Here is a 22,617-nt window from a genome sequence, read left to right as displayed (position 1 = left end):
CCCCCCCCCCCCCCCCCCCCACAGGGTCAGTGTTTGACGAGGTAGAGCTGGCGGCTGTAGGCCACGTCTTCCGGATTGTTGATGGGATAGCCCTTGAGCCAGGGCTTGATCAGCCGGGCGTTGGTGTACTGATAGATGGGGGCGATGGGCGCCTCGTCCTGCAGTATGGTTTCGGCCTCATCGAACAGACGGGCCCGTTCACGGGGATCCTGGCTGTTGGCAGCCTTGGCCAGCAGGGCATCGTAGCCGGCGTTGGCGAAGCGGGCCATGTTGCCGCTGTGGTGGGAGCCCCACAGGCCGAGGAAGGCGGACGGGTCGTTGTAGTCGGCCACCCAGGAGGAGCGGATCACCTCGAACTGGCCGCTCTGGCGGCTGTCGAGATAGGTTTTCCACTCCTGATTGGTGAGCTCGACCCGGGCTCCCAGCTTTTGTTTCCACAGGTTGGCGATGGCCAGCGCCATCTTCTTGTGTACCTCGGCCGTGTTGTAGAGCAGGGTCAGCTTGAGCGGGTTGGCCGGGCCATAGCCCGCTTCTTTGAGCAGGGTTCTGGCCTTGTCGTCCAGCTCCTGCTGACTGCTGCTGGAGAGCAGGTTGGCCTTGGGCTCGAAGCCGGCAACCACGTCCGGGGTGAAGTGATAGGCGGGTTTTTCTCCGGTGCCCAGGATCTTGCTGGCGATGAGGCCACGGTCGATGGTGTAGGAGAGCGCCTTGCGCACCCGCACGTCGTTGAGGGGGGCGCGCTGGGTATTGAAGGCGTAGTAGTAGGTGCCGAGCTGATCCGGGGTATAGACCTCGCCCGGGATCTGCTGCATCAACTTGTGATACTGCTCCTTGGGGAAGGATTCGGTGATGTGCAGGTCGCCGGCCAGGTAGCGGTTGGTGGCCGCGCTCTCCTGGTTGATGGGCACGAAGGTGACCTTGGTCAGCACGGTATGGGCGCGATCCCAGTAGTAGGGGTTGGGAGTCAGCTCCAGCTTCTCGTTCACCACCCGGTGACTCAGCACGAAGGCGCCGTTGCCGACCAGCTTGCCGGGCTGGGTCCACTGGTTGCCGTATTGCTCCATGCTGGCGCGATGCAGCGGCGACAGGCTGGGGTGGGTCAGCAGGCTCAGGAAGTAGGGCACTGGCTGGGAGAGGGTCACCTGCAGGGTATGCTCATCGAGGGCCTTCACCCCGAGTTCTGCGGGGGGCAGCTTGCCGGCCACGATCTCATCCACCTTGTCGAAGCGGGCCAGCTGGGCGAACCAGGCAAAGGTGGCGGCCTCTTTGGGATCGACCAGTTTGCGCCAGCCGTAGATGAAGTCGGCGGCCTGCACGGGATCGCCGTTGGACCAGCGGGCATCCGGTCGCAGATGGAAGGTGAAGCGCTGATTGCCCTGGTTGTCCCAGCTGGCGGCTACCCCGGGCTGCACCTTGCCGTCCGGTCCCTGGGTCAGCAGCCCCTCGTAGAGATCCCGCAGTACCTGCAACTCGGGCAGGCCGACCAGCTTGAGCGGGCTCAGGCTCGCCGGCTCGTCTTTCAGATGACGCACGACGGCCTGTTCGGTGGCGAGCTGGGTGCCGGGTGGAACATCGGCAGCCTGGACACAGGCACAGCCCAGCAGGGCCAGCAGGGGACTCCATCCTTTCATGGTTGATCCTTCAAATAGTGTGAAGCGGGGTGAAAACTCGGCGAGAAGTGATCGCCGACAGACGGGAAATCATGATATCCCGTTTGCTGGTCAGACCGCCAGTATGAGTCCCTTGGATGAGGGGACTCCCCGGCATCTTATTTGACCCGCCATTCGGGCAGAGGAGTGAGCAATGAGAACATGGATCCTGTTGGCCCTGGCCATCAGTCAGGGGGCCTGGGCCTTGGCGCCGTGTGAGCGCGAGAGCCAGGTTGGCAGCTGGTGCGAGGTGAACATAGATCAGCTGCATCCGACCCAGGGCGGCGTGGGCCAGATCCAGGTCGACAACACCCAGGCCGAGCTGGCGGGCAAGAGTGTAAAGCAGCTCGACAAGTTGATGAAAAAGAAAGAGATCCCCATCGTCATTGCGCCCGATGGCGGTTACTGGCTGGTGGACAGGCACCATCTGACCAAGGCGCTGTGGCAGTCTGGCGTGAAGCAGGTGCGGGTCAAGGTGATCGCCAGGTTGCAGGACAAGGAGAACTTCTGGAGCCAGATGCAGTGCAATCACTGGGCCTGGCTCAAGGATGAAAAGGGCGGCGCACTGACGCCGCAGCAACTGCCGGCCCACATCGGCGAACTACCGGATTACCCCTACCGGACGGTGGCCGGGCTGCTGCAGGATGCGGGCTATTTCGACAAGCGGGAGCAGGTCTACTTCGTCGAGTTTGCCTGGGCCAGCTGGCTCGGCCAGCAGATGGACTGGTTGCCGGTCGACAGCGCCAATCTGGCGGATCGCCTCTATCAGGCCAAGCGGCTGGCATGTAGCAGCAAGGCGGCGGATCTGCCCGGTTATCCGGGCAAGCAGTGCCGGGTCAATCAGTCGCGCAGCGGCAACTGAGGGGATAGCCGCTATCAAAGCAATTGCGGGGGGCCTATGCCCCCCGCTTCGTCATGAGGGTTGTCGGGCCTGCTGCCAGTGCGTGGCGGCCTGTTCCAGCAGGGCCACTTCGCCTTGCTGGATCAGCGGCAGCAAGGCCTGCACCTGGGCATCCGGCCACTCCCACCAGGCCAGCGCCTGCAAGCGGGTGATCTCCTCCTCAGCAAAGCGCATCCTGATAACCTTGGCCGGCGTGCCGGCCACCATGGCATAGGGCGGCACATCCTGATTGACCAGGGCGCGCGCCGCTATGATGGCGCCGTCGCCGAGGGTGACTCCCGGCATGATCATGGCGTCCATGCCGATCCAGACGTCGTTGCCGATGCGGGTGTCGCCGGCAGGGCGATAGCTGCGCTGGAGGGCATCGAGATCGGCAAACGGATAGGTGCTGATGAAGTCGGCATTGTGGGTGTGGTTGCCGCCCATCAGGATCTTCACCCCGGCGGCTATTTGCACATAGTCGCCGATATGGAGCTGATCGATGTGCCAGAGCGGCTCCCAGCCGGTCTCTGGGCTGCGGCTGAAGCTGTCGCCGTGCAGATAGCGCACGACGGCCTCTTCAAACGGACCATCCCAGGCGCCGGAGTAGTAGCTGTGGCGCCCCTTCAGGTGGATATTGGGGTTGCTCACCGTCAGGTGCAGATACTCGACCTGCGACCAGTGTTGGCAGGGTTTCATGGTTGTCTCCTCGTTCAAATGGATAGGGTGGATGACGCGAGGAGCGCAGCTAATAGATCCAGACCAGCAGGCGGGGCACGCACAGGGTCGAGCAGCCCAGATCCTGGGGTAAACGGGGTCGCAGCATGGAGAGTGCGGGTCCTGAAGGGTGGATCGGCATGGTAAGTCATATGGGGATGGGGGCCAAGCCAAGCATCGTTATCTGGTCAAAACCTGCACGAAATATCGGGTTGATATTCATTCTCAACTGGGCATGATAAAAGTCCCACCCATCAACTTGGGAGATCGGCATGACCCATCAAATCTGGCAGCGTTACATGCTGGAGGCTGAAAACGCACTGGGCGCGGGCGCGCTCGGCACCGCCATCTGCCTCTATCAGCAGGCCCTCGCCGAGGTATACGAACTGAGTGACGGTGAGCTGGACGAGTTGGCCAGCATGCGGGTGGCGACCTGCCACCGGCTGGCCGATTTCTGGCGCGCCATGGAGGAGCCGGCCTACGAGCTGCGCTACCTCAAGCTGGCCTCCGAGCTGGTGACGGCGTTGGTGCCCCAGTGTCCGAACCAGGAGTGCGAATCCCTCATCAGCGAACTGGGTTGCTGTCGGGCGGCGCTGCTCTCTTTCCTCAAGCGCCACCCCAATCCCGACATCGCCCGCTTGATCCAGCTGCAGGATCAGGTGCAGGGCTGCGAGCTGATCGGTCGTTTTCGCCTCAACTGAGGATCATTTACGGCCTTTGAGGCGCTGGGCGATCCGCGTTTGTGCCTCTTCCCCCTGCAGGGCGAGGGAGAAGGCGCGCGCCTCCAGATCGATGACGAAGTGCACCGCCTGCCTGAGCTCCTGCTTGAGCAGCGCCTTGCTCTTTTGCAGTGCCTTCGGCGCCTTGGCCGCCAGTTTCAAACCCTGCTCCCGGGCAAAGGGGAGCAGCGCTTCGGCCGCCAGCATCCGGTTGGCGAGCCCCAGCCGCAGTGCCTCGTCGGCATCGATGGCTTCGGCCAGCAGCAACAGCTCCGCCGCCTTCAAGTGACCCACGCTGCGCGGCAGCAGCAGGCTGGAGGCAAACTCCGGCACCAGCCCCAGCTCGACGAAGGGCAGTTGCAGGCGGGCATTGTCGGCCAGATAGACCAGATCGCAGTGCAGCAGCAGGGTGGTGCCAATCCCCACCGCCGCACCGCCGACCGCGGCGATCACCGGTTTCGGGAAGTCGGCCAGGGTGTGGAGGAACTGCAAGATGGGATCGTCGGCCTCCAGGGTCTCTTTCCCCACGAAGTCGGCCAGATCATTGCCGGCGGTAAAGCAGTCGCTCTGTCCCTGGATGAGCAGGGCATGGATGGCGTCATCTTCCGTCGCTTGTCGCAAGGCGTCGGTGAGCGCACGATACATGGCGGTATTGAGGGCATTGCGCTTGTCGGGACGATTGAGGGTCAGGGTGAGCAAGCCATCCTGCTGCTCGACAATGATAATGGGGTCCATGTCTAAATCCTTGTTATTGCTGGCTGTCAAAAGCTTACCGCTGCGGTAATCTTTGCTGCGTTTAACAACATCATAAAAGGATTTCAACCATGTTTAAACGTGCGTTCTATTCCCTGCTGGCCCTGGGGCTGGCTGCTCCCGCCCTGGCCAAGGTCGAGGCCGTCGACGGCTATGTGCGCCTGCTGCCGCCGGGCTCGCCCAACACCGCCGCCTTTCTGGTGCTGAAGAATGATGCCGATCAGCCGGTCAAGCTGGTGGCTGCCGCCTCGCCCGAGGTGGGCCGCGCCGAGCTGCACACCCATCTGCACGAGAACGGCGTGATGAAGATGCGCCAGGTAGAGAGCATAGAGGTGCCGGCCAAGGGTGAAGTGGCGCTCAAACCCGGCAGCTTTCACATCATGCTGTTCGAGGTGCGCGAGCTCTTCCAGGGCACCCCTTTCCCGCTGACATTGACCATGGATGATGGTCAGAAGCTGGAGTTGAACCTGCCGGTGAAGCCGATTGAACCCATGGCCGGCATGCAGCACTGACATTAATGGACGCTTGTTCAGTTTTTTACACTGTGTATTCCCGTCGCACTGGGTAAAATGATGGCCTTTCCAGTCCATAGATAGAGAGTGACGTGATGAAGAAGACCTTGATTGCCGGTTGCGTACTGGCCCTGTTCAGCCAGGCTGCCATGGCTGCCGATGACTGGCGTTTCGCTGCCGGTACCGATGTATGGAATGCTCAGGGCAGCGGCCAGATCAACGGTGTCGGGGCCAACGGCAGCTACGACGAGAACTACAACTGGAGCGGCTACCTGCAACTGGAGCACGGCATCATCCTGCTGCCCAACGCCAAGTTCGAGATCTCCGATTTCGGTACCAGCGGCGGCGCCCTCAACAACGATCTGATGGCTTATGACTTGAGCCTCTACTATCGCCTGTTCAACAACGACCTGTTCCAGATCGATCTGGGCCTGACCGGTCGTCGCTACGACGGTGATTTCAACACCCAGCACTACTCCTATGACAAGGACGTGCTGATGGCCTACACCGGCGCCGAAGTGCGCATCCCGGGTACCGGCTTTGCCGCCTTCGGCGATGCCCGCGTGCAGGATGCCGACAACTATGACTACCGTCTGGGTGGTTCCTACAAGTTCGCGACCGTACCGCTCAAGGTGCGTGCCGGCTGGCGTGATGCGAGCATGGACTTCGATCGCGTTGACCAGCGGGTCGACGGCTGGTTCATCGGTGGCGAATTCACCTTCTAATTCCGGCAACGGCTGATGACGATGTCCCCATCATCCCGATGGCGGCATCCGACGAGGAAAGAGCATGGGTCATATCATAGTGACGGGGGCGGGGTCCGGTCTGGGCCGCGCGCTCACCATAGGTCTGGTTGAACGCGGTCATCAGGTCTCCATGATGGGGCGTCGTTATCAGAGGCTGCAGGAGCAGGAGGAGTTGCTTGGCAAGGCGGTGATCGGTATCGCCGCCGATCTGGCACACCACGAGGAAGTGGACGTGGCATTTGCCGCCGCGGTGGAGTGGGGCGGCCTGCCCGAGCTGGTGCTGCACTGCGCCGGCGTGGGTGAATTCGGCCCGGTCGGCGTCTATACCGCCGAGCAGATCCGCCGGGTGGTGGAGAGCAATCTCATCTCCACCATTCTGGTGGCCCAGCAGACGGTGCGCCTCATCGGCGACAAGGGCGGCGTGCTGGCCAACGTGCTCTCCTCCGCCGCCCAGGTGGGCAAGGCCAACGAGAGCCTCTACTGCGCCTCCAAGTGGGGCATGCGCGGTTTTCTGGAGTCGTTGCGGGCCGAGCTGAAAGGCTCGCCGCTGCGGCTGGTGAACCTCTATCCGAGCGGGATCCGCAGTGAATTCTGGGACAACTCGGATCACGTGGACAGCAGCGGCTTCATGACCCCGGAAGACGCCGCCGCCTACATGCTGGATGCGCTGGAAGCCAGAAGCAGCTGCCATGTGACCGATCTCTTCATCGGTCGCAACTAGCTGCGGCCAGTCTCGCCTCTGCCCTGCGGCAGAAAACAAAAAGCGCGCCAAATGGCGCGCTTTTTTATGGGGGCTAGGGGGCGTAATTAACGGCCCAGCTTGGCCTTGAGCAGGGCAACGATCTCGCTGATCGCCACTTCCTGCTTCTCGCCGGTGCGGCGGCACTTGTATTCCACCACGCCGTTGTCCAGACCGCGATCGCCGATGACGATGGCATGCGGTACACCCAGCAGCTCCATGTCGGCGAACATCACGCCCGGGCGCTCTTTACGGTCATCGAACAGCACATCCACACCGGCGGCCTTCAGCTCGGTGTAGAACTGCTGAGCCTGCTCGGCCACACGCTCGGATTTGTGCATGTTCATCGGCACGATGGCCACTTCGAACGGGGCGATGGCTTCCGGCCAGATGATGCCGTACTGGTCGTTGTTCTGCTCGATGGCGGCAGCCACCAAGCGGGAAACCCCAATACCGTAGCAACCCATCTCCATGGTGACGGACTTGCCGCCCTCGTTCAGCACGCTCGCCTTCATGGCTTCGGAGTACTTGGTACCCAGCTGGAAGATATGGCCCACTTCGATGCCGCGCTTGAGCAGCAGCTTGCCCTGGCCGCACGGGCTCGGGTCGCCTTCTACCACGTTGCGCAGGTCGGCCACTTCATAGGTAGCGATGTCGCGATCCCAGTTGGCACCGGTCAGGTGGAAGCCGGTCTCGTTGGCGCCACAGACGAAGTCCGCCAGATGGGCGGCGCTGCGATCGGCGATGATGCGACCGGCAAAGCCGACCGGGCCGATGGAGCCTGCGTCGCAACCGGCAGCAGCCTTGATCTGCTCGTCGTTGGCGAAGGTCAGCGGGTTGGCAACACCCGGCAGTTTCTCGGCCTTGATTTCGTTCAGCTCGTGATCGCCACGCAGAACCAGCGCGATGACGGCCTGTTTGCCGTGCTCGTCCTCTTCGCCCAGCACCAGCAGGGTCTTGGCGATGGCGCTCGGCGCCACGTTCAGGAAGGCGGCCACATCAATGATGGTGTGGACGGCCGGAGTGGCGACCTTGGTCAGGGCCGCGGTGGCGGCAGGGCGCTCGCCAGCCGGTGCCAGCGCTTCGGCCATCTCGATGTTGGCGGCGTAATCTGATGTATCGGAGAAGGCGATCAGATCTTCACCGCTCTCGGCCAGCACCTGGAATTCGTGGGAGCCGGTACCACCGATGGAGCCGGTATCGGCCTGCACCGGACGGAAGTTCAGCCCCATGCGGGTGAAGGCGGCGCAGTAGGCGGCGTGCATCCGCTCGTAGGTTTCGATCAGCGAAGCCTTGTCGATGTGGAAGGAGTAGGCGTCCTTCATCAGGAATTCGCGACCACGCATCACGCCGAAGCGGGGACGCACTTCATCGCGGAACTTGGTCTGGATCTGGTAGAGGTTGAGCGGCAGCTGCTTGTAGCTGTTCACTTCGTAGCGCACCAGCGAGGTGATCACCTCTTCGTGGGTCGGACCCAGCACGAAGGGACGGTTGTGACGGTCGGTCAGACGGCACAGCTCGGGACCGTAGTCATCCCAGCGGCCGGACTCCTGCCACAGCTCGGCGGGCTGCACCACCGGCATGGAGACTTCGATGGCACCAGCATTGTTCATCTCTTCGCGAACAATGTTCTCGATTTTTTTCAGAACCCGCAGACCGGACGGCAGCCAGGCATACATGCCGGAGGCCAGTTTGCGGATCATGCCGGCGCGCAGCATCAGCTGGTGGCTGACGATCTCGGCATCGGACGGGGTTTCCTTGAGAGTGGAAAGCAGATATTGGCTGGTACGCATCGCGGTAGACCTTAGCTAAGACGGGCGGCTGGGCCCTGGATAATTTCAAGAGCGGAATTTTAACAGGCCGGACCCTGCGGCCCAAGGGCTAAATTCGTACGACGGGAGAAAGCGGGGGCATCGCCCCCGCGTTGGTCAGACTCGAAATTGCGACAGCAGGCGCTGTTGCAGCAGGCTGGCCTGATGCAGGGAGGAGGCGAGCTGCAGGCACTCCTGCGCCTCCTGCTCGCCGGTCTGGGCCTGCAGGCTGATGCCGGAGACCTTGTCCGATGTGTGGCTCAGGGTATGGGAGAGCTGGCCGGTGGCATCCGCCACCTGTTGCACCATGTCCGCCAGATGGTCGATGGCCTCTTCCACCTTGAACAGGATCTGCCTGGTGTTGTCGGAGTCCTCCATGCCGGATTCCACCGTCTTCAGATTGCGCTGCATCATCAGATAGGCTTTCTCGGTCTGTTGCTGGATGTTGTTGATCACCTCGGTTATTTCGGCGCTGGAGGAGGCGGTGCGATTGGCCAGGGTACGCACCTCGTCGGCCACCACGGCAAAGCCGCGCCCCATTTCGCCGGCCCGGGCCGCCTCGATGGCGGCGTTGAGCGCCAGCAGGTTGGTCTGCTCCGAGATGCTGCTGATGGTGGAGATGATCTGGCCAATCTGGCTGGCCTGCTCCTTGAGGGCGTTGATGGCGTTGGCGCACTCGCCCACTTCCACCACTACTCGCTGCATGCCGTTGCTGGCGGAGGTCACGTATTGACTGCTCTCGGCGGTGAGCTGGCGCACCTCGTTGGCGTTTTGCGCCGCCAGGCTGCAGTTGTCCGAGATGGAGGTGGCGACCTGGACCATCTGCTCGCTGTCGTGGTGCAGGGCCTGGGCGTGTTCGGCGGTCTGGCGGCTGCTCTGGCTGATGGCCTCGACCCGGTTGACCGAGGTGTGGACGTGCTCGCTGATGTGCTGGTTGTTGTCCATGGTGGAGCTGATCATTTTCTGCAGTTTCTCGATGAAGCGATCCACGCTGCCGGCCAGCGAGCCAATCTCGTCGTCGCGCTTGAGATTGATCCGCGCGTTGAGGTCGCCTTCTCCTGCCGCGATATCCTGCATGCGTTGATTGACCTGCAGCAGGGGTTTGACGATGGTGCGCACCAGCCAGAAGCCGCACAGGGTCACGAGCAGCAGGCTCAACAGCAGCCCCCCCAGCAGCAGGTTCTTGGTGTGGCTGATGATGCTGTTGAGCTGGTTCACCTGATCTTCGACCGTGGCGTCCCCCTTGGCTTCGACCTCGACCAGTTGCTGCTTGAGCTGGTCGGCGCTGCGTTCATAGTTGACCAGTTGACCCTGATACTCGCTCAGTGCCGCCATCCACTGCACCATCAGCCGCTGCACCTCGGTTTGCAAGGTGCGGTACTGGGTTGCCAGCGACTGGCCGGCAAATTCCCCTTCGCCGGGCATATCAAACATGCCGCTGCCCAGCATGGCGTCGACCGCCTCCTGGTAGAAGCGGGTCGCCTCTTTCATCTCGGCCTGGATGGCGGGAGTCGGCCCCTCGCTCTGCATCTTCTCCAGCGCATAGAGCTGGCGCAGGAAGCCGATGTTGGCCTCCATGCCGCCATCGGCGGCATGCCAGCGGGTAGCCAGACCGCCATTCCAGCTGATGGCCTGATCCGGCGACTGGGTCAGGCTCTCGACCGCGCCGTCCCCCACCACCTCAAGCTGGGTGGAGAGGCGGGACATGCGCTCCGAGCTGGTGCGCAGCGCCTGATCGACGCTGGTAAAGGCCTGATAGAGTGCCAGCAACTGCTCCTGTTGCTGCTGATAGGCCAGATGCTGCTGCTCCATCGCGCCGATGGCGGTAGCGTCGATCAGCCGGCCTTCCCCCACCCGGCGCATGGCATCGGCGGTGGCCGCTCTGGCGCGTTGCAGCTCCGGCTCGTCGAGCGGCATGCCTCTGAGCATCTTCTGGATGTAGAGCGACTGGTTGCCGAGCTCGATGGACCCTTCCATGGCGCCGTCGGCAGTCTGCCAGGCGGCGCCCAGTACATAGGAGAGCAGATCTGCCAGTCGCTGGCTGCCATACCAGCCGACGATGCCCATCCCCAGCGTGCAGCTGAGCAGAATGGTCAGCCCGAGATTCGATGTGGTGACAATTTTCATGATGCAGGACCTTCCTTGGCTCCGAACAAACCCAATTCAGTGTTTTATCAATGGCGGGGATTCGCCATTCCCGATGAAAAATAAAGTTGTTGCCATGCCCGGATCCAAGCATGGCTGGCAACGGGCAAACGTGCCGAGAATCCGCCCCGATCCTCACCGCCCTATGCTGGATACTTATCCAGTTATTCTTTATGCTATGAGCCAATTTACAGATAGCTGGTTTGGTGAGGAGATTGCCGTGATTGGTCGCTTGAGAGGCGTAGTCATTGAGAAACAACCCCCCGAGGTACTGCTGGAGGTCGGGGGTGTGGGCTATGAGGTACAGATGCCCATGAGCTGCTTCTATGATCTGCCCGAGATCGGCAAGGAGGCGACCATCCACACCCACTTCGTGGTGCGGGAAGATGCCCAGCTGCTCTATGGCTTCAACCACAAGCAGGAACGGGCGCTGTTTCGCGAGCTGATCAAGACCAACGGGGTCGGTCCCAAGCTGGCGCTGGCCATCCTCTCCGGCATGACCGCCACTCAGTTCGTGCTGAGCGTCGAGCGCGAAGAGATAAGCTCCCTGGTCAAGTTGCCGGGAGTGGGCAAGAAGACCGCCGAGCGGTTGGTGGTGGAGATGAAGGACCGGCTCAAGGGCTGGGTCAGTCACGATCTCTTCTCGCCGGCCGAGATCACCCTGCCTGCCAGAGAGAGTGCCCTGCGGGCGCCGGATTCGAGCGAAGAGGCGGCCAGCGCGCTGGTGGCGCTTGGCTACAAGCCGCAGCAGGCCAGCCAGATCGTCAGCAAGGTCGCTGTCGACGGCATGTCGGTGGAAGATATCATCCGTGAAGCACTGCGCAGCCTGGTGTGAGGTAGACAATGATTGAAGCGGATCGTCTCATCTCCGCCTCCGGCGGGCGAGAAGAGGAAGTCATCGATCGGGCCATCCGGCCCAAGCTGCTGGCCGATTACACCGGTCAGGATCCCGTCTGCGAGCAGATGGAGATCTTCATCGCGGCGGCGCGCCAGCGTGGCGAGGCGCTCGATCACCTGTTGATCTTCGGCCCGCCGGGGCTTGGCAAGACCACGCTGGCCAACATCGTTGCCAACGAGATGGGGGTCAACATCAAGACCACTTCCGGCCCGGTGCTGGAGAAGGCCGGCGATCTGGCGGCGCTGCTCACCAACCTCGAACCGAACGACGTGCTGTTCATCGACGAGATCCACCGCCTCAGTCCGGTGGTGGAGGAGGTGCTCTATCCGGCGATGGAGGACTACCAGCTCGACATCATGATCGGGGAGGGGCCAGCCGCCCGTTCCATCAAGCTCGATCTGCCCCCCTTCACCCTGATCGGTGCCACTACCCGGGCTGGCTCTCTCACCAGTCCGCTGCGGGATCGTTTTGGCATAGTGCAACGGCTCGAGTTCTACAACGTCAAGGATCTGACCGACATCGTCGCGCGCAGCGCCCGTTGCCTCGGGCTCGACATGACGGAAGACGGTGCGCTGGAGGTGGCGCGTCGTTCGCGCGGTACGCCGCGAATTGCTAACCGTTTGTTGCGCCGGGTGCGCGATTTTGCCCAGGTGAAATCTGACGGCCGCATTGATGGACCCATAGCGGCCCGAGCCATGGACATGCTGGACGTGGATAATGAAGGCTTCGACTTCATGGACCGCAAGTTATTGTTGGCTGTGATAGACAAGTTTCTGGGCGGGCCGGTGGGGCTCGACAACCTGGCGGCTGCCATCGGGGAGGAGAAGGACACTATCGAGGATGTACTCGAGCCTTATCTGATCCAGCAGGGCTATCTGCAACGTACACCCAGAGGGCGGATCGCGACACCAAGAGCTTATGCGCATTTTGGCCTGCAACGGCCAGATGAAGGGTGAAAATAGCTGATTGAACAAAAAACCGCCGCCAGAGGCGGTTTTTTGTTATCCGGGCAAAAAAAAGCCCACTGCGGATGCGGTGGGCAAAGACAATTCAGGATGGATGTTCACAGACAGTGAGTGCGTCTGGAGACAGACCGGTAAAAAAACAGAGGAGCCGTCGCGAGGCCTCAGAGTCGGTTCATTTGATAGAGCTGCACGAACGAAAGCTTGTAGTAACGGATGGTTTTAGCAACAAACTTTTTCATCTTTGATTCCAATAAACAGGTTCGAAATGTTCATCGAATACGTACCGGGAACCCAGATTGACCGGCCTGTATCCAAGGGTATGCCCTCACTGCGAGGCGCATTGTAGGAGCTCTATCGGACTCGGACAAACAAGAAAAATTACCTATCTCAGATTAGATTAACTAATCATTTTGCCGGCTTGTGGAATTAGCATGAACATGCGTTTTTAGTGGTTTTTAATTAGTTTTATTCGGACCCGGCACAGCCACAGGAAACATTATGAAAACGACCTTGCCAGTTGTTTTTTAACAGAACCATTACTAATTGGTGATAAATATAAATTTGATTTAAATCAATGATTTGCGATCTTTGTTTTTTTGTGACACAGCTCTCTAAAATAAATCTCATCGGTCGTGAAAATGCCTTTAAAAGGCATGTATTCATGATGGTTTTACATTGATTTCAATCAAATAAAGGTGATATAAAACGCAGGTCATTATGGGCGGGAATAAAGCAAGCTGGATTGTTTTGTAATTGTTAAACATTAGCTTTTTTTGTTCCCTATTATTGCCTTGTTGTTAATGTGGTGGCAGTCGAATCCGGTCGTCAGTGCAAAACTGGAACATGACCGATAATTCGGGGACTTCCAACGGAAGCTTTGTCCTTAAAACTTAAAATAGCCGTGCCAATAATCGGTGAGGAAACATCATGATTGCTGAGCATGTGGTAGACCTATCGCGGTTCCAATTCGCTGCGACGGCCCTTTATCACTTCCTGTTTGTGCCCCTGACGCTCGGAATGGCCTTCATTCTGGCGATCATGGAGTCTGTCTATGTGATGACCAACAACCCTGTCTACCGGGACATGACCAAGTTCTGGGGCAAGTTGTTTGGTATCAACTTTGCCCTTGGGGTCACCACAGGGCTGACCATGGAGTTTCAGTTCGGTACCAACTGGGCTTACTACTCCCACTACGTCGGCGATATCTTCGGGGCCCCGCTGGCCATCGAAGGCTTGATGGCCTTCTTCCTGGAATCCACCTTCGTCGGTATGTTCTTCTTCGGTTGGGATCGCCTCTCCAAGCGTCAGCACCTGGCTGCGACCTGGCTGATGGCACTCGGGACCAACCTCTCCGCCCTCTGGATCCTGGTGGCCAACGGCTGGATGCAGAACCCGGTCGGTGCCGAGTTCAACTTCGAATCCATGCGGATGGAGATGGTGAGCTTCGCCGAGCTGGTGTTCAACCCGGTTGCCCAGGTCAAGTTCGTGCATACCGTTGCGGCCGGCTACACCACGGGCGCCATGTTCGTGCTGGGTATCTCTTCCTACTACCTGCTGAAGAATCGTGATGTGGCCTTTGCCCGTCGCTCCTTCGCCATCGCAGCCGCTTTCGGCATGGCTTCCATCCTCTCCGTGCTGATCCTCGGTGACGAGTCCGGTTACGAGACCGGTGAAGTGCAGAAGGTGAAACTGGCGGCCATCGAGGCCGAGTGGAACACCGAGCCGGCACCTGCCTCTTTTACCCTGTTCGGCATTCCGAATCAGGAGGAGATGCGCACCGACTACGCCATCAAGATCCCCTATGCGCTCGGCATCATCGCCACCCGTTCCCTGGATGGTCAGGTCACCGGCCTCAAGGATCTGAAGAGCGAGCATGAGCTGCGCGTGCGCAACGGCATGACCGCCTATGACCTGCTGACCAAGCTGCAATCCGGCGACAAGTCCGACGATACCCGTGCCCGCTTCGATGAAGTGAAGCAGGATCTGGGCTACGGTCTGCTGCTCAAGCGTTACACCAACAACGTCACCGATGCCACCGACGAACAGATCAAGGCTGCCGTGGATGACTCCATCCCGCAAGTTGCGCCGCTGTTCTTTGCCTTCCGCATCATGGTTGCCTGCGGCATGTTGATGCTGCTGCTGATCGGTCTGGCCTTCTATGACAGCACCCGTCACAAGATCGGCGAGCGCAAGTGGCTGCTCAAGGCGCTGCTGTACGGTATCCCCTTGCCCTGGATCGCCATCGAGTGTGGCTGGTTCGTCGCTGAGTATGGCCGTCAGCCCTGGACCATCGCCGAAGTGCTGCCGACCTCCGTCTCTGCATCCAATGTGCCGGCGTCCGAGATCTGGTTCTCCCTGATCGGGATCTGCCTGTTCTATACCGTACTGCTGATCATCGAGATGTACCTGATGTTCAAGTATGCACGTCTGGGCCCAAGCAGCCTGAAGACGGGCAAGTACCACTTCGAACAGAGCAAGGCATAAGGAGAGTAACCCATGTTTGATTACGAAATGTTGCGTCTGGTCTGGTGGGTGCTGGTCGGTGTCTTGCTGATCGGTTTCGCCATCACCGACGGCTTCGATATGGGGGTGGGTGCACTGCTCCCCTTCGTCGGCAAGAAGGATGTCGAGCGTCGGGTGATGCTCAACACCATGGGCCCGCACTGGGAAGGCAACCAGGTATGGCTGGTGACTGCCGGTGGTGCCCTGTTTGCCGCCTGGCCCATGGTCTATGCCGCAGCCTTCTCCGGCTTCTACATCGCCATGATCCTGACGCTGATGGCCCTGTTCTTCCGCCCGGTCGGCTTCAAGTACCGTTCCCTGCGTGAAGACGCCAAGTGGCGCAGCAACTGGGACTGGGCACTGTTCGTCGGCAGTGCTGTACCGCCTATCGTGTTCGGGGTGGCATTCGGCAACCTGCTGCAGGGCGTACCGTTCGACTTCAACCAGTTCATGATGCTGACCTATCACGGCAACTTCTTCGGTCTGCTCAATCCGTTCGGCCTGCTGGCCGGCCTGGTGAGTCTGTTCATGCTGGTCACTCAGGGTGCGACCTGGCTGATGATGAAGACCGACGGTGAAGTGCTGGCCCGCTCCCGCACTGCCGCCATGATCTGCTCGCTGCTGACTCTGGTGCTGTTCGGTCTGGCCGGTTTCTGGGTCAGTGGCATGGAAGGCTATGTGGTGGTCAAGGCGGCCGCGACCGATGCCGTTTCCAATCCGATGAACAAGGAAGTGGTGCGTCAGGCCGGAGCCTGGATGAACAACTACAGCCTCTATCCCTGGATGGTTGCAGCACCTGTGCTGGGTCTGGCCATGAGCCTGCTGACCGCGCTGTTCGCCAAACTGAACAAGGGCTGGCTGGCGTTCACTACCTCCTCCCTGGCGGTTGCCGGCGTGATCCTGACTGCAGGCTTCTCCATGTTCCCGTTCGTGATGCCTTCCAGTCTTGAGCCGTCACTGAGCCTGACCATGTGGGATGCCACTGCCTCCTTCAACACCCTCAAGGTGATGACGGTGGCGGCTGCCATCTTCGTACCGATTGTGCTGGGTTATACCCTGTGGACCTACATCAAGATGTTCGGCCGGGTGACCAGCAAGCACATCGAAGACAACCAACAATCGCTCTACTAAGAAGGTGCCCTGATATGTGGTATTTCACCTGGATCCTGGGTCTGTTGCTGGCTTGCGCATTCGGCATCATCAATGCGCTCTGGCTGGAGCACACCGAGAACATGGATCGTCAGATCGATGAGAACAAGTGATCGACTCGCCCGGTTGGCCGCTCCCTTGGAGCGCCAACCCTGGCAGGGGTTGATGCTGTTGGCGGCGGCCCTGCTGGCCGTCGCCATTTTACAGGCTCCCAACCTGGTGGCCGCCAATACCAGCGAGCACGGGCTCTGGCTCGCGCCCTGGCTGATGTGGGCGGTCTGTTGCGGCGTCATGCACGGGCTGGGATTTCATCCCCGCAGCCTCATCGGTCGTGTGCTGTTTTGCCCCTGGCTCGCCTGGCCCAGTTTGTTATATGGGCTCTGGTTGACCCAAGGCTATTTCCTTTCATAAAAAACGGGGGGAGGCAGGATTTCCCTGCTTCCCCCTGCTTCTTTCCTATTCAGCCCTGCGCTATGATAGCCCCCCATCTGACTGTCGAATGGATCACAGATTGTTATGGGGGAAGTCTCTGAGTTTCCGGTACGGGTCTACTACGAAGACACCGATGCCGGGGGCATCGTCTACAACGCCAATTATCTCAAGTTTATGGAACGTGCTCGCACCGAGTTCCTGCGCTGCGGCGGCATCGAACAGGATGTCATGCTGCGCGACGGGTTCGCGTTTGTGGTGAGTCGAACAGAGATCGATTTCCGCTCGGCGGCCCGATTTAATGAGCTTTTGACTGTATTAACGCAAGTGACTGAAGTGAAACGCGCCTCCATGCGTTTTTCACAACGGATACTGGCGGCTGATGGACGACTGATCACCCAGGCCATGGTACAGATAGCCTGTGTCAGTCATCCGCATATGAAACCTGTTGCAATACCTGAAAATGTGAAGGGAGTGCTGTTAAGTGCACGCTGAAATTTCGTTTATTGGCCTGTTTTGGCAAGCCAGCCTGCTGGTAAAACTGGTCATGATGACCCTGATGGGTATGTCGGTAGTCTCCTGGGCGCTGATCATCCAGCGTTCCAAGGCCATCAAGGCAGCCAATCTCGCATCGGAGCAATTTGAAGACAGATTCTGGTCCGGGGTCGATCTGAACCGTCTCTACCAGGAGTCCTCCTCCCGTCGCGACGACATCGAAGGCATGGAAGACATCTTCTACTCCGGCTTCAAGGAGTACGCCCGTCTGCTCAAGGCCGGTGCTCGTGGTCAGGATGCGGTGATGGACGGTACTTACCGTGCCATGCGGGTCTCCCTTTCCCGCGCCGTAGACGAACTGGAATCCAACCTGCCGGTGCTGGCGACCATCGGCTCCATCAGCCCCTACATCGGTCTGTTTGGTACCGTCTGGGGGATCATGAACGCCTTTATCGCCCTGGGTCAGGTGCAGCAGGCCACCCTGCAGATGGTGGCACCCGGTATCGCGGAAGCGCTGATCGCCACCGCCATGGGTCTGTTTGCCGCCATCCCGGCCGTTATCTTCTACAACCGCTTCTCCAACAAGGTCGAGCGGCTGGAAAACGCCTACGCCAACTTCATGGACGAGTTCACCACCATTCTGAACCGTCAAATTGCTCAGCAGCAGGGTGATCAGTAATGCAAACCTATCAGCGGATCCGGCGCAAGAAGGTGGCCGAGATCAACGTGGTTCCCTATATCGACGTCATGCTGGTGCTGCTTATCATCTTCATGGCGGTGACGCCCGTGATCACGCAAGGGGTCAAGGTTGACCTGCCGCAGGCGGAATCCGAGCAGTTGCCGGAAGATGCCAAGCCGCCCTTCATCGTCAGCGTCAACACCGAGGGTGAGTACGTCATCAAGGCCGGTGAGGCCGATGACGAGCCGGTGCCTGCCGGTACTCCCGAGGCGATGCAGCAATACATCACCGAGAAGGCCATGGGCTATCTGGCCATCAACCAGAACGCCCCCGTGGTGGTCGCCGGCGACAAGTCGGTGCGCTACGAAGAGGTGATCCTGCTGATGGTGGCCCTCAAGAAAGCGGGTGTGCCTCAGGTCGGCCTGATGACGGATCCGGTGAACTGACGGAGATGGATGTGAAGCGTGGTATTTCCGGTTATCTCATCGCGTCGCTTCTGCTGCACCTGATCATCGGCATCATCCTGTTTGTCGGGCTCGATTTCAGCAAGCCGAAGCGACCCGAGTCGAAGGGGCAGATCGTCAATGCCGTCATGCTCGACGAGAATTTCCTCAACGAGCAGGCCAAGCAGATCCAGCAGCAGAAGTCTCAGCCCAAGCCGCAGAAGGTAGAGAAAGAGAAGGATAAGGAAGACACGGACATCGCCAAGCGCGAGCTGGCCCAGCAGCAGGAGCGGCTGCGTATCGCCGAGACCAAGCGCAAGGAGGCCGAAGAGGCCACCCGCAAGGCCGAGGCTGAAAAGCAGAAGAAGGTAGCCGAGCAGAAGCAGGCGGAAGAGAAGGCCCAGAAGGCCGAGGAAGCCCGCAAGCTGGAAGAGCAGAAAGCCAAGAAGGTGGAAGCCGAGCGCAAGGCCGCGGAAGAAGAGAGCAAGGCGCTGGCGCTGAAGAAGAAAAAGGAACAAGAGAAGAAAGAGGCCGAAGAGAAGCAGGCCAAGGCGGACGCAGCCAAGAAGGCGGAAGCCGAGAAGAAGGCCAAGCAGGAGGCTGAGAAGAAAGCCAAGGCCGAAGCGGACAAGAAAGCCAAGGCCGAAGCGGACAAGAAAGCCAAGGCGGAGGCCGAGAAAAAGGCCAAGGCCGAAGCCGACAAGAAAGCCAAGGAGGCCAAGGAAGAGGCCGCCAAGAAGGCAAAAGCTGACGCAGAGAAGAAAGCCAAGGCGGAGGCCGACAAGCAGGCCAAGATCGCGGCAGAGCGCAAGCGCAAGGCGGCCGAGGAGGCCAAGCTGCAAAAAGAGATGGAAGACATGATGCAGCAGCAGCTGGCGGCTGAGGCCAATGCCCGCAGTCAGGCGGCATCTGCTGCAGCGCAGGGCGAGGTCGACAAATACGCGGCACTCATCAAGGCGACTGTTGAGCGATATATGATTTTGGATCCCACCATGCGGGGTAAAACATGTACTATCGGCGTACGTCTTGCGAGCACTGGCTTTGTCATCTCGGTAGATAACGGCCAGGGTGACCCGGCGGTATGTCGTTCCGGCAAGGCGGCCGTATTGAAGGCCAACCAACTGCCGGTGCCGAAGGATCCTGCGGCGTTCGAGATGTTGAAGGAGTTCAACCTCAAGTTGGAACCGAGCATCTAAGGCCTGGGTAAGGTAAATCGTGTAGCGTGGTTGGCAGCATCTTGCCGAGAAAGGAAGTTAATCTCTCATTTTTTTGGAACCGAGTATTTAAGCCATGATAAGAAAAGTGTTTTTTGCTTTGGTTGGCTGTTTGTTGCTGGGCCAGAGCGCCCAGGCGGCCTTGGACATCGTCATCACTGGCGGTATCGACAGTGCCCGACCCATTGCGGTCGCCCCCTTCAAGTGGGAAGGCAATGGCCAGCTGCCGCAGGACATAGCGGAAGTGGTCTCCAACGACCTGATGCGCAGCGGCAAGTTCAAGCCGCTGGCCCGTGGCCAGATGCCGCAGACGCCGAGCACCAGCGGCGAAATCAACTTCGCACCCTGGGCTTCGCAAGGGGTCGAGGCCGTGGTGGTCGGTTCCATTGCAGCTGTCGGCGACGGTACCTACAAGATCAACTTCGAGCTGGTCGACGTGCTGAAGGGCCAGCTGGCCAAGGCACAAGGTGGCGAGAGCAACGGCTACATCCTGGACAGCCGTATGGCGACCATCCCGGGTGCCCAGATGCGTCAGTTCGCTCACCGCATCTCCGACATCGTCTATGAGCGTCTGACCGGCGAGCGTGGGGCCTTCCTGACCCGCCTGGCTTATGTCTCCGTCCAGCAGGGCACCCAGTTCCCGTATCAGCTGCGCATCGCTGACTACGACGGTTACAACGAGAAGACCCTGCTGCGCTCCCGCGAGCCGTTGATGTCTCCGGCCTGGTCGCCGGATGGCAGCAAGCTGGCCTACGTGAGTTTCGAGAACCAGAAGTCCGAGATCTACGTGCAGGATATCTACACCCAGCAACGCAGCCTGATCACCAGTTTCCGCGGGATCAACGGTGCGCCTGAGTGGTCTCCGGATGGTCGCCGTCTGGCTATCGTTCTCTCCAAGGATGGTTCGCCGAACCTCTATGTGGTTGATGTCGCTAGCAAGCAGCTGACCCGCGTCACAACCAGCCGGGTGATCGACACCGAACCCTCTTGGATGCCGGACGGGCAAAATTTGTTGTTCACCTCTGAACGTGGTGGCAAACCCCAGATTTATAGCGTAAATTTGGCGACTGGTATGACTCGCCGGATGACTTGGGAAGGTGAATCCAACCAGGGCGCATCCATCACTCCTGATGGCAAAATCATGGTGATGGTGACTCGTGTTCAGGGGCAGTACCGTATTGCCCGCCAGGACATGGAAAACAATGCCCTGCTGGTCCTTACCCAGAGTGCGCTGGATGAGTCGCCAAGTGTGGCTCCCAATGGCAGCATGATCATTTATGCCACCATCTATCAGGGTCGTAAGAGTCTCGCGTTGGTGTCGACTGATGGTCGCTTCAAGGCTGTGCTTCCGACCAGTAGCGGTGAAATTCGTGCACCAGCTTGGTCGCCCTTCTTGAATTGATAAAAATCCAATTGTTTTTTGTTTTGTTATAAGGTTTAAGGAAATAGCATGCAACTCAATAAACTGCTCAAGGGTTTGGCCATCGCACTGCCACTGTTCACCCTGGCCGCTTGTAGCTCTTCTTCTGATTCTGACGCCGCTGGCGCTGAGTCAGGTATGACCGACGGCATGGGCGGTGTACAAACCGGCGGCGCCAACGGCATGTTGTCCCCGGAAGAGCAGATGCGTCAGAAGTTCGAAGCGCTGCAACGTGACAACGTGATCTACTTCCCGTTCGACGGTTACGATATCCAGGGTCAGTACGCTGATCTGCTGGATGCCCACGCCAGCTACCTGCGCGAGCGCCCGAGCGTGAAAGTCCTGATCGAAGGTCACGCCGACGAGCGCGGTACTCCGGAGTACAACATCGCCCTGGGCGAGCGTCGTGCCAAGGCCGTTGCCAAGTATCTGCAAACCCTGGGTGTGCAGGCCGAGCAGCTCTCCATCGTCAGCTATGGCGAAGAGAAGCCGCTGGACATGTCCCACACCGAGGATGCCTTTGCCAAAAACCGCCGTGCGGTTCTGGTTTACTAAGGTTTAAACCGAACAAAGTTCGTTTATATGCAAGCGGCCATTTCGATGGCCGTTTTATTTGCACTAAACGCCAAGGTTTGATCCGAATGAAATCTGCATAAGCGAGCGACGATGGCGCTGGCCGTTTTATTTGCCCTAAACGCTAAGGTTTGATCCGAATGAAATCTGTGTACAAGCAAGCTGTTGTTGCGCTGGCCGTATTGGTTGCTCTGAATGCGCAGGCGGCGGCTCCCGTCAGCGATCTGAGCGGTGACTCGGGTGGTGGTGTTGTCCTTAGCGGCAACAACGGCGCCATCGTGCCCACCGGCAGCCTAGAAGACAGGGTTGCCCTGCTGGAGCGCACCCTCAATGCCCGTCTGCGGCTGCAAGCCGAATTGCAGCAGCAGGTCGACTCCCTGCAGGGGGAGGTCTCCGAGCTGCGCGGTCAGCTGGAACAGCAGACCTACCAGATGGAACAGTCGCAAGAGCGTCAGCGGCAGCTCTATCAGGAGCTCGACAAGGTGGCCAACAGCCAGCCTGCTGCTACACCAGCAGCCCCGGCAGCCGCCGCTGCGAGCGCGACACCGGCTGCTGCGGCCAACTACTCGACCAACCTGAATGAGAACCAGGCCTACGATGCGGCCGTGAACATGGTGCTCAAGGAGAAGAACTACGACAAGGCCATTCCCGCCTTCGAAGGGTTCATCAAACAGTATCCAAGCTCGAGCTATGTCCCCAATGCCCACTACTGGCTGGGTCAGCTGTTGTTCAACAAGGGTGACCGGACCGGCGCTGCTGCCCAGTTCACCACGGTGGCAACCAAGTTCAGCAAGTCGCCCAAGCGAGCCGATGCGCTGTTGAAGCTGGGCATGCTGGCACAGCTTGACGGCAAGAAGGCGGAAGCGAAGAACTTCTATGAGCAGGTGATCAAGGGCTATCCCAACACCTCGCCGGCCCAACTGGCCAAGCAGAGTTTGAGCAAGCTGTAACATTGCTGCATGTCACTGTTTTCGTAACAGTCTTGTAAATACAGCCCCGCTTTGTATGCGCAATGAACAAACAGATTGAATTTAAGATTTTTCTATTGCGCCAGGATGATAAATCCGTAATATAGGCCGCCGTCAGAGCCGGTGCAGTATTGCAGTCGGTCCTGGTCGTGGTGAGGGTCGTTAGCTCAGTCGGTAGAGCAGTTGACTTTTAATCAATTGGTCGCTGGTT

At 59.5% G+C, this 22,617-nt stretch carries 23 protein-coding genes; 18 read left to right on the top strand and 5 right to left on the bottom strand.

Annotation, left to right across the window (positions count from 1 at the left end; all coding sequences use genetic code 11):
* Positions 1-26: 26 nt before the first annotated feature.
* Entirely contained in the window at positions 27-1,631 is a 1,605-nt protein-coding gene (locus QLG02_RS09980; RefSeq protein WP_282465094.1) for an ABC transporter substrate-binding protein, read from the bottom strand.
* 172 nt (positions 1,632-1,803) lie between these two features.
* On the opposite strand from QLG02_RS09980, the gene QLG02_RS09975 reads away from it, so the two are divergent.
* Complete coding sequence (locus tag QLG02_RS09975) at positions 1,804-2,511, top strand: ParB-like protein (RefSeq protein ID WP_282465093.1); 708 nt, start codon at positions 1,804-1,806, stop codon at positions 2,509-2,511.
* A gap of 51 nt (positions 2,512-2,562) precedes the next feature.
* Here the strand turns inward: QLG02_RS09975 and QLG02_RS09970 are convergent, their stop codons facing one another.
* Positions 2,563-3,228, bottom strand: a complete 666-nt coding sequence (locus QLG02_RS09970; RefSeq protein ID WP_282465092.1) for a CatB-related O-acetyltransferase — start codon at positions 3,226-3,228, stop codon at positions 2,563-2,565.
* Positions 3,229-3,518: 290 nt separating this feature from the next.
* On the opposite strand from QLG02_RS09970, the gene QLG02_RS09965 reads away from it, so the two are divergent.
* Positions 3,519-3,947 carry a DUF2753 domain-containing protein gene (locus QLG02_RS09965; RefSeq protein ID WP_011707379.1) on the top strand — a complete coding sequence of 143 codons (429 nt, stop codon included), beginning with the start codon at positions 3,519-3,521 and terminating at the stop codon, positions 3,945-3,947.
* A 3-nt stretch (positions 3,948-3,950) separates the two neighbouring features.
* Here QLG02_RS09965 and QLG02_RS09960 read toward each other — a convergent pair whose 3' ends face one another.
* Positions 3,951-4,700: an enoyl-CoA hydratase-related protein gene (locus QLG02_RS09960; protein WP_201355319.1), complete on the bottom strand. Its 750-nt coding sequence runs from the start codon at positions 4,698-4,700 to the stop codon at positions 3,951-3,953.
* An 89-nt stretch (positions 4,701-4,789) separates the two neighbouring features.
* On the opposite strand from QLG02_RS09960, the gene QLG02_RS09955 reads away from it, so the two are divergent.
* The 3 genes from QLG02_RS09955 (at position 4,790) to QLG02_RS09945 (ending at position 6,697) form a co-directional block, all read left to right on the top strand.
* On the top strand, positions 4,790-5,230 hold the full coding sequence (locus QLG02_RS09955) for a copper chaperone PCu(A)C (RefSeq protein ID WP_282465091.1): 441 nt from the start codon (positions 4,790-4,792) through the stop codon (positions 5,228-5,230).
* A 95-nt stretch (positions 5,231-5,325) separates the two neighbouring features.
* Entirely contained in the window at positions 5,326-5,955 is a 630-nt protein-coding gene (locus QLG02_RS09950; protein WP_011707376.1) for a TIGR04219 family outer membrane beta-barrel protein, read from the top strand.
* 64 nt (positions 5,956-6,019) lie between these two features.
* Complete coding sequence (locus tag QLG02_RS09945) at positions 6,020-6,697, top strand: SDR family oxidoreductase (protein WP_011707375.1); 678 nt, start codon at positions 6,020-6,022, stop codon at positions 6,695-6,697.
* A gap of 86 nt (positions 6,698-6,783) precedes the next feature.
* Here QLG02_RS09945 and QLG02_RS09940 read toward each other — a convergent pair whose 3' ends face one another.
* The gene (locus tag QLG02_RS09940; protein ID WP_282465090.1) at positions 6,784-8,508 is read right to left on the bottom strand and encodes a proline--tRNA ligase; all 1,725 of its coding nucleotides are present in this window, start codon (positions 8,506-8,508) and stop codon (positions 6,784-6,786) included.
* 135 nt (positions 8,509-8,643) lie between these two features.
* A complete protein-coding gene (locus tag QLG02_RS09935) occupies positions 8,644-10,653 on the bottom strand; it encodes a methyl-accepting chemotaxis protein (protein WP_257686186.1) in 2,010 nt (669 codons plus the stop codon).
* A gap of 238 nt (positions 10,654-10,891) precedes the next feature.
* On the opposite strand from QLG02_RS09935, the gene ruvA reads away from it, so the two are divergent.
* From ruvA to ybgF, 13 genes are all read left to right on the top strand, one after another.
* Positions 10,892-11,506 (top strand): Holliday junction branch migration protein RuvA, encoded by a 615-nt coding sequence (gene ruvA, locus QLG02_RS09930; protein ID WP_016351960.1) that lies wholly within the window; start codon positions 10,892-10,894, stop codon positions 11,504-11,506.
* A gap of 8 nt (positions 11,507-11,514) precedes the next feature.
* Entirely contained in the window at positions 11,515-12,525 is a 1,011-nt protein-coding gene (ruvB, locus tag QLG02_RS09925; RefSeq protein ID WP_011707371.1) for a Holliday junction branch migration DNA helicase RuvB, read from the top strand.
* A gap of 936 nt (positions 12,526-13,461) precedes the next feature.
* On the top strand, positions 13,462-15,018 hold the full coding sequence (gene cydA / locus QLG02_RS09920) for a cytochrome ubiquinol oxidase subunit I (RefSeq protein WP_011707370.1): 1,557 nt from the start codon (positions 13,462-13,464) through the stop codon (positions 15,016-15,018).
* Positions 15,019-15,030: 12 nt separating this feature from the next.
* Positions 15,031-16,167: a cytochrome d ubiquinol oxidase subunit II gene (gene cydB, locus QLG02_RS09915; protein WP_011707369.1), complete on the top strand. Its 1,137-nt coding sequence runs from the start codon at positions 15,031-15,033 to the stop codon at positions 16,165-16,167.
* A gap of 14 nt (positions 16,168-16,181) precedes the next feature.
* Positions 16,182-16,298, top strand: coding sequence for a cytochrome bd-I oxidase subunit CydX (gene cydX / locus QLG02_RS09910; RefSeq protein ID WP_005304933.1), 117 nt, complete (start codon positions 16,182-16,184; stop codon positions 16,296-16,298).
* Complete coding sequence (locus QLG02_RS09905; RefSeq protein ID WP_039213707.1) at positions 16,285-16,596, top strand: cyd operon YbgE family protein; 312 nt, start codon at positions 16,285-16,287, stop codon at positions 16,594-16,596. The genes cydX and QLG02_RS09905 overlap by 14 nt, the downstream gene beginning before the upstream one ends.
* A 105-nt stretch (positions 16,597-16,701) precedes the next feature.
* On the top strand, positions 16,702-17,109 hold the full coding sequence (gene ybgC / locus QLG02_RS09900) for a tol-pal system-associated acyl-CoA thioesterase (RefSeq protein ID WP_011707367.1): 408 nt from the start codon (positions 16,702-16,704) through the stop codon (positions 17,107-17,109).
* Positions 17,099-17,788, top strand: coding sequence for a protein TolQ (gene tolQ / locus QLG02_RS09895; protein WP_011707366.1), 690 nt, complete (start codon positions 17,099-17,101; stop codon positions 17,786-17,788). Before ybgC ends, tolQ begins: the two co-directional genes overlap by 11 nt.
* Complete coding sequence (gene tolR, locus QLG02_RS09890; protein ID WP_011707365.1) at positions 17,788-18,234, top strand: protein TolR; 447 nt, start codon at positions 17,788-17,790, stop codon at positions 18,232-18,234. Before tolQ ends, tolR begins: the two co-directional genes overlap by 1 nt.
* Before the next feature lie 5 nt (positions 18,235-18,239).
* Positions 18,240-19,427 (top strand): cell envelope integrity protein TolA, encoded by a 1,188-nt coding sequence (gene tolA, locus QLG02_RS09885; RefSeq protein ID WP_282465089.1) that lies wholly within the window; start codon positions 18,240-18,242, stop codon positions 19,425-19,427.
* Between the two features lie 94 nt (positions 19,428-19,521).
* Complete coding sequence (gene tolB, locus QLG02_RS09880) at positions 19,522-20,847, top strand: Tol-Pal system beta propeller repeat protein TolB (RefSeq protein ID WP_011707363.1); 1,326 nt, start codon at positions 19,522-19,524, stop codon at positions 20,845-20,847.
* A 48-nt stretch (positions 20,848-20,895) separates the two neighbouring features.
* The gene (gene pal, locus QLG02_RS09875; RefSeq protein ID WP_005304908.1) at positions 20,896-21,420 is read left to right on the top strand and encodes a peptidoglycan-associated lipoprotein Pal; all 525 of its coding nucleotides are present in this window, start codon (positions 20,896-20,898) and stop codon (positions 21,418-21,420) included.
* A gap of 158 nt (positions 21,421-21,578) precedes the next feature.
* Positions 21,579-22,388, top strand: a complete 810-nt coding sequence (gene ybgF / locus QLG02_RS09870; protein WP_024945827.1) for a tol-pal system protein YbgF — start codon at positions 21,579-21,581, stop codon at positions 22,386-22,388.
* Positions 22,389-22,617 lie beyond the last annotated feature (229 nt).

This window comes from Aeromonas sp. V90_14 (assembly GCF_029967615.1).
Lineage (GTDB): Bacteria > Pseudomonadota > Gammaproteobacteria > Enterobacterales > Aeromonadaceae > Aeromonas > Aeromonas hydrophila.
This window is presented reverse-complemented; position numbering and strand designations above follow the sequence as displayed.

Excerpts from the sequence above, each read along its gene's own strand:
- cydB (WP_011707369.1), top strand. The coding sequence starts at position 15,031 with ATGTTTGATTACGAAATGTTGCGTCTGGTCTGGTGGGTGCTGGTCGGT.
- QLG02_RS09940 (WP_282465090.1), bottom strand. The coding sequence starts at position 8,508 with ATGCGTACCAGCCAATATCTGCTTTCCACTCTCAAGGAAACCCCGTCC.
- QLG02_RS09955 (WP_282465091.1), top strand. The coding sequence starts at position 4,790 with ATGTTTAAACGTGCGTTCTATTCCCTGCTGGCCCTGGGGCTGGCTGCT.
- cydX (WP_005304933.1), top strand. The coding sequence starts at position 16,182 with ATGTGGTATTTCACCTGGATCCTGGGTCTGTTGCTGGCTTGCGCATTC.
- QLG02_RS09945 (WP_011707375.1), top strand. The coding sequence starts at position 6,020 with ATGGGTCATATCATAGTGACGGGGGCGGGGTCCGGTCTGGGCCGCGCG.
- QLG02_RS09905 (WP_039213707.1), top strand. The coding sequence starts at position 16,285 with ATGAGAACAAGTGATCGACTCGCCCGGTTGGCCGCTCCCTTGGAGCGC.
- tolB (WP_011707363.1), top strand. The coding sequence starts at position 19,522 with ATGATAAGAAAAGTGTTTTTTGCTTTGGTTGGCTGTTTGTTGCTGGGC.
- pal (WP_005304908.1), top strand. The coding sequence starts at position 20,896 with ATGCAACTCAATAAACTGCTCAAGGGTTTGGCCATCGCACTGCCACTG.
- QLG02_RS09970 (WP_282465092.1), bottom strand. The coding sequence starts at position 3,228 with ATGAAACCCTGCCAACACTGGTCGCAGGTCGAGTATCTGCACCTGACG.
- ybgC (WP_011707367.1), top strand. The coding sequence starts at position 16,702 with ATGGGGGAAGTCTCTGAGTTTCCGGTACGGGTCTACTACGAAGACACC.
- ybgF (WP_024945827.1), top strand. The coding sequence starts at position 21,579 with ATGAAATCTGTGTACAAGCAAGCTGTTGTTGCGCTGGCCGTATTGGTT.
- QLG02_RS09935 (WP_257686186.1), bottom strand. The coding sequence starts at position 10,653 with ATGAAAATTGTCACCACATCGAATCTCGGGCTGACCATTCTGCTCAGC.
- tolA (WP_282465089.1), top strand. The coding sequence starts at position 18,240 with ATGGATGTGAAGCGTGGTATTTCCGGTTATCTCATCGCGTCGCTTCTG.
- tolR (WP_011707365.1), top strand. The coding sequence starts at position 17,788 with ATGCAAACCTATCAGCGGATCCGGCGCAAGAAGGTGGCCGAGATCAAC.
- QLG02_RS09960 (WP_201355319.1), bottom strand. The coding sequence starts at position 4,700 with ATGGACCCCATTATCATTGTCGAGCAGCAGGATGGCTTGCTCACCCTG.
- QLG02_RS09980 (WP_282465094.1), bottom strand. The coding sequence starts at position 1,631 with ATGAAAGGATGGAGTCCCCTGCTGGCCCTGCTGGGCTGTGCCTGTGTC.
- QLG02_RS09965 (WP_011707379.1), top strand. The coding sequence starts at position 3,519 with ATGACCCATCAAATCTGGCAGCGTTACATGCTGGAGGCTGAAAACGCA.
- QLG02_RS09950 (WP_011707376.1), top strand. The coding sequence starts at position 5,326 with ATGAAGAAGACCTTGATTGCCGGTTGCGTACTGGCCCTGTTCAGCCAG.
- cydA (WP_011707370.1), top strand. The coding sequence starts at position 13,462 with ATGATTGCTGAGCATGTGGTAGACCTATCGCGGTTCCAATTCGCTGCG.
- ruvB (WP_011707371.1), top strand. The coding sequence starts at position 11,515 with ATGATTGAAGCGGATCGTCTCATCTCCGCCTCCGGCGGGCGAGAAGAG.
- QLG02_RS09975 (WP_282465093.1), top strand. The coding sequence starts at position 1,804 with ATGAGAACATGGATCCTGTTGGCCCTGGCCATCAGTCAGGGGGCCTGG.